Source organism: Streptomyces sp. JN8 (assembly GCF_055808075.1).
Map to the genome: position 1 here is coordinate 4,602,533 of NZ_CM147852.1, position 13,823 is coordinate 4,616,355.

Genomic DNA, 13,823 nt, shown 5'->3' on the forward strand with positions numbered 1-13,823 from the left:
CCCGCCCCGCCGGGTCGCCCCGCCACCCCCGCCCCGCCGGTCCGACCCGCCCCGCCGCCCCTGCCCTCCCCGTACGAATTTCGCGAGCATGTCATCCGGCATACGGCGCGGAGGAGTTGATGAGGGAAGAGGGGCGCGGCGTACGCGGTCCTCCACCGACATCGCATCACGGGGAGCAACCGCATGAAGAAGCACTGGCCGGCGGTCGTCGGCGGCGTGGCCGTCGTGGCCGCCGTGGCGATCGCGGCACCGTCGGCCGTGGGAGCGCCCACCGGGACCCGCGCGGAGACCGGGACCCGCGCGGCCTCCACGGCCGCCGCCACCGCCTCCGCAGCGGTCCGCCCCGCGGCCCCCGCGGCTACCCCGGCCCCCGCGGCCACCCCGGCCGCCGCCGTCGCGCCGGCCGGGGGCCCGGTCCGCACCGTCCGCCCCGGACAGCGGGTGGACGCGGGACGGGGCTTCACCGTCTGGCTGACCCGCGAGGGCAAGCACTGGACGGGCCCGGACGGCTACGAGAACTTCCGCAGCGTCGTCGACGGCAACATCGACCGCTCCGAGCCCGGTGTCAGCCACCAGAGCGAGGGCGACGCGACCGGCGTGTTCCACTCCGGGGTCTACTACGGCACCCGGAAGGCGGGCCGTGTCGAGCTGAGCGACGCCCAGGGTCACCGGACCGTCGCCACCCTCGTCGCCCTGCCGGGCCGGCCGGACTGGGGCGTCTGGTACGCCCACACCGGGCCGTCGGCCGGGAACGGCGGCGGCGGCCTCGGCGTCACCCTCTACGACCGCGGGGGCCGGCTCCTGGCCGAGCTCCCGGGCTTCGACGTTCCGACCGGCCGCGGCTGACCGCGGCAGCGAGACGTGGCGGGGCCCGGCACGGGGCGGGCCCCGCCACCCCCTTCCGGCCGTCCGACGGCCGACCGCTCCACCGTCCACCGCCCACCGCCCACCGTCCACCGCCCACCGACCGATCGCGAGGTCCGGCACCGTGCCGTACGAGTCCGCCCCCCAGGTCACCGCGGCCACCGGCACGCCCGGAGCCACCGGCCCGACCGGGACCCCGGCCGCCGCAGGGGCGCGCGGCGCCTCCGACGCATCCGGCGCCACCGGGATCGGCGGGCCCGCCGGGACGCGCGACAGGACCGGTGGAATGGGAACCGGAACCGGAGCCGGGACCGCCCGCCGTACGGGCGACGACGGCGGCCCCGTCGAGGACGACGGCTTCACGGAGTTCGCCGTCGGCGCCTGGCCGCGTCTCGTGCGCACCGCCCGACTCCTGACCGGTGACTTCCACGAGGCCGAGGACCTGGTGCAGACGACGCTGGCCAAGGTGTACGCGCGGTGGCGGCGGATCCCCCGCGGGGAGGTCGACCTCTACGTGCGCCGGGCGCTGATCAACAACAACCTCAGCCGGGTCCGCCGGAAGCGGGTCGTCCACCTCCTGACCCCGGTCCTGCCGGAGTCGCTGCGCCACACCTCCGCGGGGCACGCGGAGGCGGTCGAACAGCGCACCGCGCTGCTGGCCGCGTTAGCGGACCTGACCGCCCGCCAGCGCGCGGTCATGGTGCTCCGCTACTGGGAGGACCTGACCGAGCAGGAGATCGCGAGCGTCCTCCACTGCTCGATCGGCACGGTCAAGATCCACGCCCGGCGCGGCCTGGCCGCGCTGCGCGCCCACCCCGGGCTCGCCGCCGCCCCCGCCCCGCCCCTCCCCGCCCCGACCGGAGCCCGACGATGACCCCCGCACGGCCGACGACGCCTCCCGATCCCCGTCCGGACCCCGATCCCCGTCCCGACGCCGACGTCCGCGCGGTGTTCGCGCGGGCGGCCGCCGAGGTCGTCCCGGGTCCGCTGCCGCTGGCGGCCGTCCGGCGTGCGGGCCGGGCGCGGCGGCGGCGCCGTACCACCGCGCTGTCGGCGGGCTCGGTGCTCGCGGTCGCGACGGCCGTGGCGGCCGTCGTCGTCCTGACCCCCGTCCTGCCGTCCCCGCAGGCCGGCGGCCCGGCCCGGGTCGCCGTCCCGCCGGCCGTGGTCCCGACCTCCTCGCCGCCCGTCCGCACGAGCGCGACGCCGCGCCCGCCCGCGCCGACCCCGGTCAGGACCGTCGCCTCCGGCGAGCGGGTGGACGCCGGGAAGGGCTGGCGGGTCTGGCTGACGGCGGCGGGCAAGCACTGGACCGGGCCGGACGGCTACGAGAACACGCGCAGCGTCACCGACGGGAACGTCGACCTGGGCGCTCCGGGCGTCAGCCACCAGAGCGAGGGGGGCCCGAAGGGCGCCTTCCACTCGGGGCTCTACTACGGCACCCGTTCCGCGGGCCGCGTCGAGCTGAGGAACGCCGAGGGCCGCACGGCCGTCGCGACCCTGCTCGAACTGCCGGGCCGGCCGGGCTGGGGGGTCTGGTACGCGCACACCGGGCCGGGGATGGGCGAGGTCGCCACGGTGCTGTACGACCGCGCGGGCAGGGTCCTCTCCGAGCTGCCCCTGCTGCCGCGGGGCGACGGGCCCTGACCGGCACGGCGGGGCGTCCGGCGGGAGGCCGCGACCCGTAGGGTGAGGGGCGGCCGGGACGACGTACCCGCTGGTAGCACGCTCTGTCGCGTAGCCGCTACGCCACCCCCCGTGCACGTGCATCTGCTCATGCACCGGCATATGAACACAGCTATGATCCGAGGAAGTTGACACCTGCACCAAGCAACTCGGGGAGCTACCAGTGCATCATGCGCATCGTGCGTACAACGGCATGGCGGCCACGGAGCTGCGGGGCGTCGTGTGGCAGAAGAGCAGGCACAGCAACTCCCAGGGATCCTGCGTGGAGTTCGCGAAACTGCCCGGGGGAAACGTTGCCGTACGCAACTCGCGCCACCCCGAAGGACCCGCCCTCGTCTACACGCCCGCGGAGATCGAGGCTCTCCTCCTCGGCGTCAAGGACGGGGAGTTCGACCACCTGGTGTGAGTGCGTCGCGGGTGCGCGGACCACGTACCCGCACGGAAAGGGCCCCGGCGGTCGCCGCCGGGGCCCTTTCGCGTCGGTACGCGTGCGCGTGCGGCTACTCCGGGCCGACCCGGAACAGCGCCCACACGACCTTGCCCCGTAGCGTGCCGGCCAGGGGGTGCCACCCCCAGCTGTCGCTGAACGAGTCCACGAGGAACAGCCCCCGGCCGGACTCGGCGGAGAAGTCCTCCTCGCCGCCGCGCGCCTCCGGGCTCTCCCGGCTGGGGTCGCGCACGGCGCACACCAGGCGCGAGGACCAGCGCATCAAATGCAGGCGAACCGGCGGATTCTGGCCTTCCTCCTGCGGCGCGTCGGAGGGCACCGCGTGGCGCAGCGCGTTGGTGACGAGCTCGGAGACGACCAGGGCCACGTCGTCGAAGCGCTCGGTCAGCTCCCAGCGGTCGAGCGTGGCGCTGGTGAACTTGCGGGCCCCGCGGACGGCTTCGTACCGCGCGGGCAGAGCGCAGGAGGCGGAGGTGGAGACGGCGCCGGGATCGATCGGCGGAAGGCCCTGCCGTAACGGCTCGAGCACGGTCGATCCATTCGTCCCCATGCGAGGCACTCCCGGGAATCGCGACTGTGGTGCGACAACACGACAACACGAACGAGTACGCGGCTGCGCGGGGTCCATGGTTCCGAATGCGACCACTGGATGCAAGGGCAGATGCACGTGCACGCGCCGGACCTGTCCGTCCACGTGCCTAATCTGTGCATAAGTCGTCCGGTGCCGGAGGGGAACTTTCCGCGACTGCCCGGAACTCGCCGTCTTTCCGTAATCGAATGTGTACGCGCTGAAGCGTTTGGTGGCAGAATCCGGGGCTCGACGGGGGCTCGACACCGTAAGGGGAGGCTGGGAGCCGTGACCGCAGGCGAATCGGGCGGAGCGAGCGGGAGTGTGGTGCGGCGCATCCTGCTGGGCTCACAGCTGAGGCGGTTGCGCGAGTCGCGCGGGATCACCCGCGAGGCGGCCGGCTACTCGATCCGCGCGTCCGAATCCAAGATCAGCCGTATGGAGTTGGGTCGGGTGAGCTTCAAGGCACGGGACGTCGAGGACCTGCTCACGCTGTACGGGGTCGGGGACGAGGCCGAGCGCGGCTCGCTCCTCGGGCTCGCCCGCGAGGCCAACGTGGCCGGCTGGTGGCACAGCTTCGGCGACGTCCTGCCCGGCTGGTTCCAGACCTACGTCGGCCTGGAGGGCGCCGCCTCCCTCATCCGCGTCTACGAAGTGCAGTTCGTCCACGGCCTGTTGCAGACCGAGGCCTACGCCCAGGCCGTCGTCACCCGGGGCATGCCCGACGCCCCCGCCGCCGAGATCGACCGCCGCGTCGCGCTCCGCCTCGAACGCCAGAAGGTCCTCGTCTCCGAGCGCGCCCCGCAGTTCCACGCGGTCCTCGACGAGGCCGCGCTGCGCCGCCCCTACGGCGACCGGTCCGTGATGCGCGGCCAGTTGAGGCACCTCATCGAGGTCTCCGAGCACCCGGGCGTCACGCTCCAGGTGATGCCCTTCAGCTTCGGCGGGCACGCCGGCGAGAGCGGCGCCTTCACGATGCTGAGCTTCCCCGAGTCCGACCTCTCCGACATCGTCTACCTGGAGCAGCTCACCAGCGCCCTCTACCTCGACAAGCGCGAGGAGGTCGGCCAGTACCAGCGGGTGATGGAGCGACTGCAGAAGGAAGGGCCCGATCCGGCCGAAAGCCGTGATCTTCTGCGCGGACTCCTCCAACTCATCTGACACATCAGTACGATGACGTGACATCAGTTCCGACGATTCGGCGTTTCGACGTCACTTCTGTCATCCGTGCGGAAGTAGAGCGGGTAGAGGGGTCTCGATCCATGTCGCACTTCACCGACCTGGCCCACCAGTACATCGACGGCGAGTGGAAGCCCGGCAGCGGCTCCTGGGACATCATCGACTTCAACCCGTACACCGGGGAGAAGCTCGCGTCGATCACGGTCGCCACCGCCGGTGAGGTCGACCGCGCCTACCGCGCGGCGGAGCGCGCCCAGACGGAGTGGGCCGAGACCAACCCGTACACCCGCCGGCTCGTCTTCGAGCGGGCTCTGCGGATCGTCGAGGACCGCGAGGAGGAGATCGCCGAGACGATCGTCGCCGAGCTCGGCGGCACCCGCCTCAAGGCCGCCTTCGAGCTGCACCTCGCCAAGGAGTTCCTGCGCGAGGCGGTGCAGCTCGCACTGCGCCCCGAGGGCCGCATCCTGCCGTCCCCGGTCGACGGCAAGGAGAACCGCGTCTACCGCGTCCCGGTCGGCGTCGTCGGCGTGATCTCCCCGTTCAACTTCCCCTTCCTGCTGTCGATCAAGTCGGTCGCCCCCGCGCTGGCCCTCGGCAACGCCGTCGTCCTCAAGCCGCACCAGAACACCCCGATCTGCGGCGGCACCCTCGTCGCGAAGGTCCTGGAGGAGGCCGGTCTGCCGGCCGGGCTGCTGAACGTCGTCGTCACCGACATCGCCGAGATCGGCGACGCGCTCCTGACCCACCCGGTCCCGAAGGTCATCTCCTTCACCGGCTCCGACAAGGTCGGCCGGCACGTCGCCACGGTCTGCGCGCAGAACTTCAAGCACGCCGTCCTCGAACTCGGCGGCAACAGCGCCCTCATCGTCCTCGACGACGCCGACGTCGACTACGCGGTCGACGCGGCCGTCTTCAGCCGCTTCGTGCACCAGGGCCAGGTCTGCATGGCGGCCAACCGCATCCTCGTCGACCGGACGGTCGAGGAGGAGTTCACCGAGAAGTTCGTGGCGAAGGTGAAGACCCTGCGCGTCGGCGACCCGGCCGACCCCGCCACCCACATCGGCCCGCTCATCAACTCCCAGCAGGCCGAGGCCGTCTCCACGCTCGTCGACCAGACGGTCGCGGGCGGCGCGACGGCCCTGCTGCACGGCACGGTCGACGGCAACCTCGTCTCCCCGTCCGTCCTCACCGGCTTCGCCCCGGACGCGGCGGTCCTGGGCCAGGAGATCTTCGGGCCGGTCGCCCTGATCGTCCCCTTCGACGGCGAGGAGGAGGCCGTCCGCATCGCCAACGACACCCCGTACGGCCTCAGCGGCGCCGTCCACACGGGAGACGTCGAGCGGGGTGTGCGGGTGGCCAAGCGCATCCACACCGGCATGATCCACATCAACGACGGCACCGTGCACGACGAGCCGATCGTGCCCTTCGGCGGTGAGAAGCACTCGGGCATCGGGCGGCTCAACGGCGAGGCGATGGTGGAGAGCTTCACCACCCAGAAGTGGATCTCGATCCAGCACGGCCGGAGCCGGTTCCCCTTCTAGGACAGTAGTTGTCCGCAAGGGTCCGTAGCGTGAGGGGTGTCGAGAAGGTCCGGGGCCACCCGGGCCGGACGGCATCGAGGATTCGGCGACGGAAGGCGGACATCATGGTGGCTCTCGTTCCCACGGAGACCCACGGCGACGAGTGCGGAGCGCTCCTCAACTTCGTCGAGGCCCAGCGTGCCGCGATCCGCCGCTCGCTCCTCGGCCTCACCGAGGAGCAGGCGGCCGGCCGGCCCAGCGCCAGCGAGCTCAGCCTCTCCGGGCTGCTCAAGCACGTCGCCGAGGTCGAGCTGAACTGGCTCCGGCTGGCGCAGCAGAAGCCGAACGAGCGGCAGCGCAGCCAGGAGACCTGGAGCGAGGGCTTCCGGCTGGTGGAGGGGGAGACCGTCCCGGAGATCGTGGAGTTCTGGGCGGGCGTGGCCAAGGAGACCGAGGAGTTCGTCCGTTCGGTGCCGAGCCTGGACGACACCTTCCCGCTGCCCGAGGCGCCGTGGTTCCCCGCGGGCGGACGGGTCTCGATCCGCTGGATGCTGCTCCACCTGGTCCAGGAGGCGGGCCGGCACGCCGGGCACGCGGACGTCATCCGCGAGTCCCTGGACGGCAAGGGGTCCTTCGAACTGATCGCGGCGGAGCAGGGCCGGGGCTGAGGCCCTCGGCGCGGTCGGCGCCGCCGCCCGGCGCCACCGCGCGCGTACCCTGGTCAAAATTGACTAGGAGGTACGGCGATGTCGGCGATCCGGCTGCTGGTCCTGGGCGCGGTGAAGCAGCACGGGCGCGCCCACGGCTACCAGGTCCGCAACGACCTGGAGTTCTGGGGCGCGCACGAGTGGTCCCACGCCAAACCCGGCTCGATCTACCACGCGCTCAAGCAGATGGCGAAGCAGGGGCTGCTGCACGCGCACGAGGTGGCGCCGAGCGCGGTGGGCGGGCCGCCCCGCGTCGAGTACGAGCTGACGGAACAGGGGCTCGACGAGTACTTCGCGCTGCTGCGGGAGGCGCTGACCACGTACGACCAGAAGATGGACGTCCTGTCGGCGGGCATCGGCTTCATCGTGGACCTGCCCCGGGAGGAGGCCGCGGAGCTGCTGCGGCAGCGGGTGCGGGCGCTGGACGAGTGGCGGGCCGCGGTGACCGAGTACTACACGCCGGAGGGCGGCCCCGGCCAGCTCGGGCACATCGGCGAGATCATGCACATGTGGGTCCACTCGGCGGACGCCGGCAAGGAGTGGACGCTCGGGCTGATCGAGCGGATCGAGGCCGGGGCGTACGTGTTCGCCGGGGAGGGCGACCCCTTCGTGGGGGTCCTCGCGGAGGGCGAGGAGAACCCCTACGCGACCTGACCGGGCGCGGCGCGGTCGGGACCGGGGACCGGCGAGAAGGACTGACCGGAGACTCCAACTAATCAAGTTTGACTAACTCTCCCGCAGGGCATACCTTGCTCCGGCGATGGCGACTGATCAAATTTGACTAAGTCGATTCAGGGAGGAAACGACATGGGAACGACCGGGGACGCGATCCTCGTGGAGGGCGCGCGCAAGCGGTACGGCGAGAAGGAAGCCCTGGCCGGCCTCGACCTCACGGTCCGGCGCGGCACCGTCCACGGCCTGCTCGGGCCCAACGGCGCGGGCAAGACGACGACCGTACGGATCCTGGCCACCCTCCTGCGCCACGACGAGGGGCTGGTGCGGGTGGCGGGGCACGACGTACGGACCGAGGCCCGGGAGGTGCGGCGGCGGATCGGGCTGCTCGGGCAGCACGCGGCCCTCGACGAGGAACTGGGCGGCCGGCAGAACCTGGAGATGTTCGGGCGGCTCCACCACCTGGGCGCGCGGCGCGCGGGCACCCGGGCCGACGAGCTCCTGGAGCGCTTCGGCCTCACCGACACCGGCCGCAAGCCGGTCAAGCAGTTCAGCGGCGGCATGCGGCGGCGCCTCGACCTGGCGGCCTCGCTCATCACGGAACCCGAGGTGCTCTTCCTCGACGAGCCCACGACCGGACTCGACCCACGCGGGCGCGGTGAGGTCTGGGAGTCGGTCCGCTCGCTCGTCGGCGGGGGCACGACGGTGCTGCTGACCACGCAGTACCTGGAGGAGGCCGACCAGCTCGCCGACCGCATCTCGGTGGTGGACCAGGGGAGGGTCGTGGCCGACGGCACGCCCGGCGAGCTCAAGGCGCTGGTCGGCGCGGACCGCATCGACGTGGTCGTACGGGACGGGGCCCGGCTCGACGAGGCGGCCGCGCTGCTGCCCGTCCCACGCGCGGGGGTGCGCGTGGACGCCGACCGGCGGCTGCTCAGCGCGCCGGTGACGGACCGGATGGCCTCGCTCACCGAGACCGTGCGGGCCCTGGGGGAGGCCGGGATCGAGGCGGAGGACATCGCCCTGCGGCGACCGACCCTGGACGAGGTCTTCCTGCACCTGACGGACCGGGACGAGGCCCCGCGACGGGCCGTGGCACAGGAGGTGACGGCATGAGCGCCGCGTACGTGGTGGGCGACTGCTGGACCATGACCCGCCGGGAGCTGGCGCACTGGGCGCGCCAGCCCGTGCAGGTCTTGGTCGGGCTCGTGTTCCCGGTGATGATGCTGCTGATGTTCGGCTACCTGGTCGGCGGCGGCCGGAGCGTCGACGGGGACTACGTCGACTTCCTGGTGCCCGGCATGCTCACGCTGACCATGGTCTTCGGGCTCGAAGGCACCATGACGGCGGTCACGCAGGACCTCAACAAGGGCGTCATCGACCGCTTCCGGGCCATGCCGATGACCGACGGGGCGGTCCTCGTCGGGCGGGCGGCGGCCGACATGCTCCAGTCGGCGGTGGGACTGCTCGTGATGGTCGGCGTCGGCTACGCGATCGGCTGGCGGGCCGACCGCGGCCTCGGGAACACCCTGGGTGCGCTGGGACTGCTGCTCCTGCTGCGCTTCGCGATGCTGTGGATCGGGATCTTCCTCGGACTGGTCGCGGGGCGCGCCGAACTGGTGCAGGCGGTGCAGATCCTGGTCTGGCCCATCGGCTTCCTGTCCAACGCCTTCGCCTCGCCCGACTCGATGCCGGGCTGGCTCGGCACCTTGGTGCAGTGGAACCCGATGTCGGCGACCGCGACGGCGGTCCGCGACCTCTTCGGCGGCCCCGGCGGGGAGCCGGGCCACGTCTGGGCGGCGGTGGTGTGGCCGCTGGCGCTGGTCGCCGTCTTCTTCCCGCTGGCGGTACGGAGGTTCGGCCGGCTGGGGAAGTAGCGGCGCACAGGTGGGAACCCGGAGGCGGTGAGCGGTGTATTGAAGGCAGCGGTTCACCGCGGACCGCCCGGGGAGGACAGGGGGACGTGCGATGCGCAGGGGCGTGGGAGGAGCGGTCGGCGCCGTCGTGGCGCTGGTGCTGGCGGTGCTGAGCGGGTGCACGGGAGCGAACTCGGGAGGGGAGGAGGGGGGTTCGGGGAGGCCGGGGGCCGCGGCGGGGCGGGGGTCACCGGAGGGAGCGGGCGCCGCGTCGGACCCGGCCTCCCCGGAGGGCCGGGACTCTGCGGAGGGGGCGGGGTCTTCGGCGGGGCCCGTCTCCCCCGGGGGCCCGGGCTCCTCGGGAACGGCCGGCGGGCGGCCGCCGGGAGAGCCGGATCCGGGGCTGTTCGGGGCGCCGCCCAGGATCCCCTCGACGGAGGGGCTGCCCGGGCGGGCGCACAGTCTGGGCTTCGCCCGGGACGGCAGCGGGTTCGCCCTGCTCGCCTCCTGCGTCGGCGACCCGGCGGCCCCGGAGAACGGCTTCTGCCGGCAGCACGTGGCCGTCCTGGACGCCGGAGCGGGGGAATGGGTGCTGCGGCGGTCCCCGCTGCCCCGGGTGACGGGGACCGACGGCGTCTCCTCGCAGCTGACGGCCCTGGGCCCCGGCCGGGCGCTCGTCGAGGAGGGCGGCGCCGGACCCCGGGACCGGACGTGGTTCACGAGGGACGGCGGACGGACCTGGCGGGCGGGCGACACCCGTACGGTCGGGACCATCCAGGGGATACCCGCCGGGGCGGTGCTCGGCACGGACTGCGCCGAGCCGTCCGGGGCCCTGCCGGACGACTGCCGGCGGCACCGGCTCGTGGTGGTCTCCCCGGAGGACGGCAGGAGGCGGGCGCTGGCCCGGGTGCCCCTGCTCGGCGACCGCCCCCGCCCCCAGGAGCAGCCGGAGCCCGACGGCTCCTGGTGGGTCTCGGGCACGGACCCGCGGTCGGGGCGGGCGGCGGTCGCCGTCTCCCGGGACGGGGGCCGCGGCTGGACGGTCACCCGGCTGCCCGGCCCGACCGCGGATCCCGGCCGGTACACGGCGGTGGCGGTGGGCAGGGACGCGGTGTACGCGGCGGAGATGGGGGAGTTGAGGGGCGGGGAGCCCGTCAAGAACCCGATGAGGGCGCTGCACCGCTCGGTGGACGGCGGCAGGACCTGGCTGCGGATGTGGACGACGGGACCGAGCGAGCAGCCCCGCACGCTGCTCGGCCTGCCGGTCCCCGGACCCGGCGCCCGGGTGGAGATCGGTGCGGAGCACTCCGGGTACCGGAGCACCGACGGCGGCCGGACGTTCGCCCGGCTCGCCGACGGCTCCCACCACACCCGCCGCACCCCCCTGGGCCTCCTGCGCGAGGACTCACCCTGCGGCTACGCGCTGACCGAGGACGGGGCCCGCTGGTCGACGTTCCACCTGGCCTGCGACACCCGGCCGGACGACTGACGAGCGGGGGCGGCGGGGCGTCAGGCTCGTGCGCGGAGAAGGGATCTTCGCCGCCAGGGCGTCGCGGCTGTGGCAGCGGCACCCCATGCAAGAGACAGGCCGGCGATGCACCAACTCGTCGGATCAAACGCGGGATTGGCCGTCCAGTCCCACCAGTGCAGCGGATACCAGATGAGGGCGAAAGCCGATGCGGTGGGAAGGACCCAGCCGAGTTGCTCGCCGAAGAGGCTGACGGAGAGGAGTGCGAGGCCCAGCCAGATGAGGATGGACCGGACGAAGACCACGCCCTGCTCCGATCCGGCCGCCAGTGACTCGGTGGCGAAGGAGAGCAGGCAGACCAGCATGGTCAAGGCGACGAGATAGGCCCTCCGAAGGCGATGGAGCACCGGCGCTCCGCACGCCTCATGAGCAGCCATCGATCCGCCGAAGGCAGCCGTGATGAAGACGGCGGAGAGGAGCGGCAGCTCCTGACGGTAAGGGACACCGGACGAGAGGCTCGCGCTCCCGATGGAGGGCAGCGCGATACGGGTGTTCCCGAAGAGCGCCGAGAGGAGGGCGACCGCCACTGCTGCGGCGACGACTCCAGCGGCCCGGTGCACTCGCGCGTAGCGGAGCAGATCACTGCCAGTCATCAGGGGCGCACCACGCCTTCTCGCCGAGATGGCTGCGCTCCTGCGCGATCCACTTCCGCTGTTCGGCGGGCGAGAGCCTGACCGCCTCTCCGGCCTCGTGCTGAGCGGTTCCGATGCCGGTGAGATGGAGGCCTTCGTCTGCTACGGCTGGATCCTGGCCCACAGCCTGGTACTCCAGCCACATGTGAAGGTTGTCGATGGCCTGCCAGGCCCGACGCTCCTTCAGAGGAGGTCGGCATCGGCCGAGAGAGGTGGTGAACACCTGGTCGGCCATGGCGATCGCCGCGGTGCGCGTATGCCCTTCGGCGATGTCGAATCCGCGGTCGCCCAGCTCGCCGCGTCGGAGACCGACTTCGTAGAAGTCCTCAGGAGTCTTGACCCATGGCTGAGTGGGCTGGGCGAGACGCTGAGCCATCCTGGTCAGCTCCGGCAGGTACTTTCGATGCTCGGGCCAGACGCATACCTCTGGTGCGGACCCGCCGGCGCGCTCGCACACGGGTGTGGCGGACGACGCCGGGCGTTCCACGCGCAGTTCGCCGGCGGCGGGTGCGGCGGCCAGTGCGGCGAGGGCCGCCACGGCCGAACCGAGGGCGATGGCACGCGTGGGAAGCGGCAGACGGCGGCGGGGCATCTGGCGCTCGACCCTGTTCGCCCGCGGCGGGGCGGTGACCGCGAGGACGGCGAGCGCGAGGGCGAGCAGAAGACGGACGGCCACGGGCAGGGGGCGGACGTGGGTGTCCGGTGGCCCGGCGAGGACGTTGAACTTGAACGGCAGGGCGAGCATGCTGATGAAGCAGCCCAGGGCACAGACCACCGGCGTGAACGCGGGTGAGGGCCACCATCGGCCGGCCAGGTGTCCGACCGAGGCGAAGATGATGAGGGTCGCCGCACCCAGCGATATGTAGGAAGGCCACAGGAAGCCTGGCCCCGCATCACCGAACGAGACGGCTGCCGCGGTGAGGCACCCCACTCCGTAGGCGAGGAAGCCCAGGGTGAGCGTGGCGCCCAGTCGCGCGGTCTCGACGCGCCAGCCGGGCTGTGCGGCCGCGCGCAGCAGCTCGGCCATCCCCGCGCGTGAGGACCGTCCTGCCTGCCAGGCGGAAACACCGGCGAGCACGGGCCCGAGGAACAGCGTGACGATCTGCGCCGCCACGCTTGCCTCCGGCCACACCCCGATCCAGTACTGGGACCGTCCGAAGAGGACCGCGAGGTCCACGGCGATCATCACGGGAAAGGCGGTGAGGAGGGGGGAGCGTCGCAGCTCGATGAGGTAGGTGTTCAGCACGCGGTCTCCTTCGTCGGCCGGCCGGCGCCGAGGACGGTCATGTAGCCGCGCTCCAGCGGGCTGTCGCCCGGGGCCGCAGGTGCGGCCAGGTCCGCCAGTTGCCGCGGCGTGCCGCGGTGCACCACCCGGCCCTGGTTCAGCACGAGAACGGTGTCGCAGGCGGCACCCACGTCCTCCACGAGGTGCGTGCTGAGCACCACGGCCGTTCCCGCACGGGCGAGCGAACGGATGAGGTCGCGGAAGTCGAGACGCTGCGCCGGGTCCAGGCCGACGGTGGGCTCGTCCAGCAGGAGCAGGGCAGGCGAGCCGACGATCGCCGCGGCGATTCCGGCGCGCCGCAGCATTCCGCCGGACAGGGACTTCATGCGGTCGCGCGACCTGTCGGAGAGGCGGACCGCCGCGAGCGCCTTGTCGGTGGCCGAGGCGACGTCCTTCGGGGGGACCTCACGGAGCCACGCGCAGTATCGGACGAAGTCCGTGATGGAGAACGCCGGATAGTAGCCGAAGTCCTGCGGCAGGTAGCCGATGCGCCGGCGAACCCTTCGGGCGCGCCGCTCGCTGTCGACGGACTCACCGAACAGCTCCAGCGCTCCGCTCTGCGGCGGCGCGATCGTGGCGAGGGTCCGGAACAGCGTGGTCTTCCCGGCCCCGTTGGGGCCGAGCAGGCCGGTGACGCCCGGCTGGATGGACAGGCTGAGGTCTTCGATCACGCGTTGACCGCCGTATCCCTGACTGAGAGCGGTCAGTCGGGCGACAGGAACAGGCCCCATGGGAACTTCTCTCTGATGTCCGCGGCACCCGCCGTACCAGTCGGGCTACTGGTACGCGGAGCGGCGATGCCGGTGGCCGCAAGCGACAGAACTGCGGCAGCCGCGATTCTCGCCGTACCGGCGGTCGCGGTCCGGCGCGTCCACAGA

The 13,823-nt window shown here is 72.7% G+C and carries 15 protein-coding genes; 11 read left to right on the forward strand and 4 right to left on the reverse strand.

The window, feature by feature from the left end:
- The first annotated feature begins 183 nt into the window (after positions 1-183).
- The 4 genes from ACY0MR_RS20345 (at position 184) to ACY0MR_RS20360 (ending at position 2,956) form a co-directional block, all read left to right on the forward strand.
- Complete coding sequence (locus tag ACY0MR_RS20345; protein ID WP_473554563.1) at positions 184-846, forward strand: hypothetical protein; 663 nt, start codon at positions 184-186, stop codon at positions 844-846.
- A 142-nt stretch (positions 847-988) separates the two neighbouring features.
- Positions 989-1,738 carry a SigE family RNA polymerase sigma factor gene (locus ACY0MR_RS20350; RefSeq protein ID WP_473554565.1) on the forward strand — a complete coding sequence of 250 codons (750 nt, stop codon included), beginning with the start codon at positions 989-991 and terminating at the stop codon, positions 1,736-1,738.
- A complete protein-coding gene (locus ACY0MR_RS20355; RefSeq protein ID WP_473554567.1) occupies positions 1,735-2,511 on the forward strand; it encodes a hypothetical protein in 777 nt (258 codons plus the stop codon). The genes ACY0MR_RS20350 and ACY0MR_RS20355 overlap by 4 nt, the downstream gene beginning before the upstream one ends.
- A gap of 232 nt (positions 2,512-2,743) precedes the next feature.
- Positions 2,744-2,956: a DUF397 domain-containing protein gene (locus ACY0MR_RS20360; RefSeq protein ID WP_173861569.1), complete on the forward strand. Its 213-nt coding sequence runs from the start codon at positions 2,744-2,746 to the stop codon at positions 2,954-2,956.
- A gap of 94 nt (positions 2,957-3,050) precedes the next feature.
- Here ACY0MR_RS20360 and ACY0MR_RS20365 read toward each other — a convergent pair whose 3' ends face one another.
- The gene (locus tag ACY0MR_RS20365; protein ID WP_392206954.1) at positions 3,051-3,548 is read right to left on the reverse strand and encodes an ATP-binding protein; all 498 of its coding nucleotides are present in this window, start codon (positions 3,546-3,548) and stop codon (positions 3,051-3,053) included.
- Between the two features lie 306 nt (positions 3,549-3,854).
- On the opposite strand from ACY0MR_RS20365, the gene ACY0MR_RS20370 reads away from it, so the two are divergent.
- From ACY0MR_RS20370 to ACY0MR_RS20400, 7 genes are all read left to right on the forward strand, one after another.
- Complete coding sequence (locus tag ACY0MR_RS20370; protein ID WP_148003630.1) at positions 3,855-4,727, forward strand: helix-turn-helix domain-containing protein; 873 nt, start codon at positions 3,855-3,857, stop codon at positions 4,725-4,727.
- A 101-nt stretch (positions 4,728-4,828) separates the two neighbouring features.
- Positions 4,829-6,286 (forward strand): aldehyde dehydrogenase family protein, encoded by a 1,458-nt coding sequence (locus ACY0MR_RS20375; protein ID WP_388801450.1) that lies wholly within the window; start codon positions 4,829-4,831, stop codon positions 6,284-6,286.
- Between the two features lie 104 nt (positions 6,287-6,390).
- Positions 6,391-6,933 carry a DinB family protein gene (locus ACY0MR_RS20380; RefSeq protein WP_361861789.1) on the forward strand — a complete coding sequence of 181 codons (543 nt, stop codon included), beginning with the start codon at positions 6,391-6,393 and terminating at the stop codon, positions 6,931-6,933.
- Between the two features lie 78 nt (positions 6,934-7,011).
- Complete coding sequence (locus ACY0MR_RS20385; protein ID WP_392867540.1) at positions 7,012-7,626, forward strand: PadR family transcriptional regulator; 615 nt, start codon at positions 7,012-7,014, stop codon at positions 7,624-7,626.
- Between the two features lie 153 nt (positions 7,627-7,779).
- Positions 7,780-8,760 (forward strand): ATP-binding cassette domain-containing protein, encoded by a 981-nt coding sequence (locus tag ACY0MR_RS20390; RefSeq protein WP_404085900.1) that lies wholly within the window; start codon positions 7,780-7,782, stop codon positions 8,758-8,760.
- Positions 8,757-9,521 carry an ABC transporter permease gene (locus ACY0MR_RS20395; protein WP_361857387.1) on the forward strand — a complete coding sequence of 255 codons (765 nt, stop codon included), beginning with the start codon at positions 8,757-8,759 and terminating at the stop codon, positions 9,519-9,521. Before ACY0MR_RS20390 ends, ACY0MR_RS20395 begins: the two co-directional genes overlap by 4 nt.
- A gap of 91 nt (positions 9,522-9,612) precedes the next feature.
- A complete protein-coding gene (locus tag ACY0MR_RS20400) occupies positions 9,613-10,989 on the forward strand; it encodes an exo-alpha-sialidase (protein ID WP_473554572.1) in 1,377 nt (458 codons plus the stop codon).
- 20 nt (positions 10,990-11,009) lie between these two features.
- On the opposite strand, the gene ACY0MR_RS20405 is transcribed toward ACY0MR_RS20400, so the two are convergent.
- Genes ACY0MR_RS20405 through ACY0MR_RS20415 form a run of 3 tightly spaced genes read right to left on the reverse strand, consistent with a single transcriptional unit; the run spans position 11,010 to position 13,676 of the window.
- Positions 11,010-11,621, reverse strand: coding sequence for a hypothetical protein (locus ACY0MR_RS20405; RefSeq protein WP_473554575.1), 612 nt, complete (start codon positions 11,619-11,621; stop codon positions 11,010-11,012).
- Positions 11,608-12,906, reverse strand: a complete 1,299-nt coding sequence (locus ACY0MR_RS20410) for a DUF7224 domain-containing protein (RefSeq protein WP_473554577.1) — start codon at positions 12,904-12,906, stop codon at positions 11,608-11,610. The genes ACY0MR_RS20405 and ACY0MR_RS20410 overlap by 14 nt, the downstream gene beginning before the upstream one ends.
- Positions 12,900-13,676, reverse strand: coding sequence for an ATP-binding cassette domain-containing protein (locus ACY0MR_RS20415; protein ID WP_473554579.1), 777 nt, complete (start codon positions 13,674-13,676; stop codon positions 12,900-12,902). Before ACY0MR_RS20415 ends, ACY0MR_RS20410 begins: the two co-directional genes overlap by 7 nt.
- Positions 13,677-13,823: the final 147 nt, after the last annotated feature.